General features: G+C 68.6%; 2 protein-coding genes. Both read right to left on the bottom strand.

Annotated features, from left to right (window positions below; translation table 11 throughout):
* A partial coding sequence (locus QR77_RS29210) for a beta-ketoacyl synthase N-terminal-like domain-containing protein (protein ID WP_040024999.1) occupies positions 1 to 1,552 on the bottom strand: 1,552 nt, incomplete at its 3' end.
* Positions 1,553 to 1,581: 29 nt separating this feature from the next.
* The coding region (locus tag QR77_RS44130; protein ID WP_160310968.1) for a beta-ketoacyl reductase at positions 1,582 to 3,090 on the bottom strand (1,509 nt) is incomplete at its 5' end.

Raw genomic sequence — 3,090 nt, 5'->3', positions numbered from 1 at the left:
AGAAGCCCACATCCACCGGGTCCAGGCTCACCGCGTCCGAAACGAACGACCGCAACCGCGCCGCCTGCGCGAACAGCGCCTCCTCCGAGCGGCCCGACACCACCCACGGCAGCACCGAACCCACCGGCCCAGCCATCACCGGCTCAGACGCCTCCGACGTCTCCTGCGACTCCGACGCCGCCTCGATCACGACGTGGGCGTTCGTACCCGACACCCCGAACGCCGACACACTCGCCCGGAGGGGCCGTTCGGCGTTCTCCCAGGCGCGGTTCTCCCGCAGCAGCTCCACCGCCCCCGCCGACCAGTCCACATGGCTCGACGGCTCGGAGACATGCAACGTCTTCGGCAGCACACCGTGCCGCATCGCCTGCACCATCTTGATCACACCCGCCACACCGGCCGCCGCCTGCGTGTGCCCGATGTTCGACTTGATGGATCCCAGCAACAGCGGCTGGTCCGCATCGCGGCCCTGGCCGTACGTCGCGAGCAGCGCCTGCGCCTCGATCGGGTCGCCGAGCGAGGTACCCGTACCGTGCGCCTCCACCGCGTCGACGTCCATGGTGGTCAGGCCGGCGTCCGCCAACGCGGCCCGGATCACTCGCTGTTGCGAGGGACCGTTCGGGGCGGTCAGACCGTTGGACGCGCCGTCCTGGTTCACCGCGCTGCCGCGTACGACCGCCAGCACCGGGTGTCCGAGACGCTGGGCATCGCTCAACCGCTCGACCAGCAGCAGCCCGGCCCCTTCGCCCCACCCCGTACCGTCCGCGTCGTCCGAGAACGCCTTGCACCGGCCGTCGACGGACAGCCCGCGCTGGCGGCTGAACTCGACAAAGACCCCTGGCGTCGACATGACGGTGACCCCGCCGGCCAGCGCGAGCGAGCACTCACCGCGCCGCAGCGCCTGGACCGCCAGATGCAGCGCGACCAGCGACGCGGAACACGCCGTGTCCACCGTCATGGCGGGGCCCTCAAGACCGAAGAAGTACGAGAGACGGCCCGACACCACACTTGCCGCGTTGCCGGTCCCGAGATAGCCCTCGAAGTTGTCGTCCGAGGACACCAGCGCCGAGGCGTAGTCCTGGCCGTTGGTCCCCAGGAACACACCGGTGTCACTGTCACGCAGCGACTGCGGGTCGATCCCCGCGCGCTCGAACGCTTCCCAGGCCGTCTCCAGCAGCAACCGCTGCTGCGGATCCATCGCGAGGGCCTCGCGCGGCGAGATGCCGAACAGCTCGGCGTCGAACTCGGTGGCGGCGTCGAGGAAGGCTCCGAGCTGGGTGTACGAGGTCCCAGGCTTGTCCGGGTCGGGATCGAAGAGGCCGTCGAGGTCCCAGCCGCGATCGGTGGGGAAGTTCCCGATGCCGTCACGGCCGTCGGCCAGCAGACGCCACAGGTCCTCCGGCGACCGCACGCCGCCGGGGAACCGACAACTCATCGAGACGATGGCTATCGGTTCCCGCTGTGCTTCCTCCAACTCGCGTACACGCTGGCGCGTTTGGTGAAGTTCGCTGGTGGCCCACTTGAGATAGTCGCGGAGCTTGTCCTCGTTCATGGCTACCTCTCCGTGTCCCCCACTTCACCTCACGAGCGGCCGAGCTCCTCGTGGATGAACTGGAAGATCTCGTCATCCGTCGCCGACTTGAGCTTCGCCGAGGCCTCTGAGGCCTCATCCGTGCTGGTGTTGTCGAGCTTCGAAAGCATCACATGCAAGCGGGTGCGCACAGCGGCTCGCAGGTCATCGTCTGGGGAAATCGCCAGAATCGAGGCTTCGAGCTGTTCAAGGCCGTCCAGCACCTGCGGTCGTGAATCCTCCTCAACAGCCCGGACCTGAGAGAGGAGATGGCCCGCGAGAGCGACCGGAGTCGGGTAGTCGAAGATCACTGTCGCCGACAGCCTCAAGCCTGTCTCGGCCGACAGCCCGTTACGGAATTCCACCGCCGTCAGGGAGTCGAAGCCCAGCTCGGTGAATGCCCGTGTGTCGTCCATGACTTGCGTGGCGGCGTGCCCCAACACCCTTGCCGCGTGCCCGCACACCAGGTCCACCGTGAAGCGCTCCTGCTGCACCGCAGCGAGCCCGGCAAGCTGCTCCGCGACGGTGACTGCCGAAGTCCCGTCGTCCTCCACGTGCGTGGAATCCGACGGCAACAGCCTGCTCAGCAGGGGTACGGGCCCCCCGGCGAACCTGCGCCAGTCGATGTCGGCTACGAGCACGGTCGCCGCCTCACCTACGGCCACGGAGCCCAGTGCCTCGACGGCCGCGGAGGGTTCCATGGCAGGAACCCCGCCACGGGCCTGACGGGACGCGACAGCGTCCCCGGCCGCCATTCCGGCGCCGGCCCAGGGACCCCACGCCACCGACACGGCGGGCAGACCGGCAGCACGACGGGCCGACACGACCCCGTCCAACGCGGCATTCGCCGCCGCGTAATTCGCCTGACCAGGCGAGCCCAGCACCCCCGCCATCGACGAGAACACCACGAACGCATCCAACTCCAGGCCGCGTGTCGCCTCATCCATATGGCAGGCACCCTCGACCTTCGCACCCCAGACACCAGCGAGCCGAGCCGGAGTCAGACCGTCGACAACCCCGTCATCCAACACACCGGCCGCATGCACCACTCCACGCAACGGACCGTGGCGCAAGCCCACTCCTTCAACAAGAGCGGCCACCGCAGCACGATCACTCACATCACAGGACACCGCCGAGACCCGATCGCCGAACTCCAGCACCACGCTCTCGTCCAGGACCCCGCCACGACTGGCCAATACGACGTGCTCCGCACCACGCGCCACCACCCACCGGGCCACCTCCACACCCAAAGCGCCCGTACCACCCGTGACCAGCACCGTCCCCCGAGGAACCCACCCGCCACCATCAGACCCGGCACGCACAAGACGACGGCCATACACCTGCCCATCACGCACAGCCACCTGATCCTCACCCCCCAGACCGGCGGCCAGATCACCGCCGCCCAGGTCGATCAGGCCGCCCCAGCGATCCCCGTGCTCCAACGCCACCGACCGGCACAGACCCCACACACCGGCCTGCACCACATCAACCACATCACCCGGCACCACCGACACACCACC

The organism is Streptomyces sp. 150FB (assembly GCF_000818195.1).
In the GTDB taxonomy this organism is placed as follows: Bacteria; Actinomycetota; Actinomycetes; order Streptomycetales; family Streptomycetaceae; genus Streptomyces.
The sequence above is the reverse complement of the archived record's forward strand: the minus strand, read 5'-3'. Positions and strand labels throughout refer to the sequence as shown.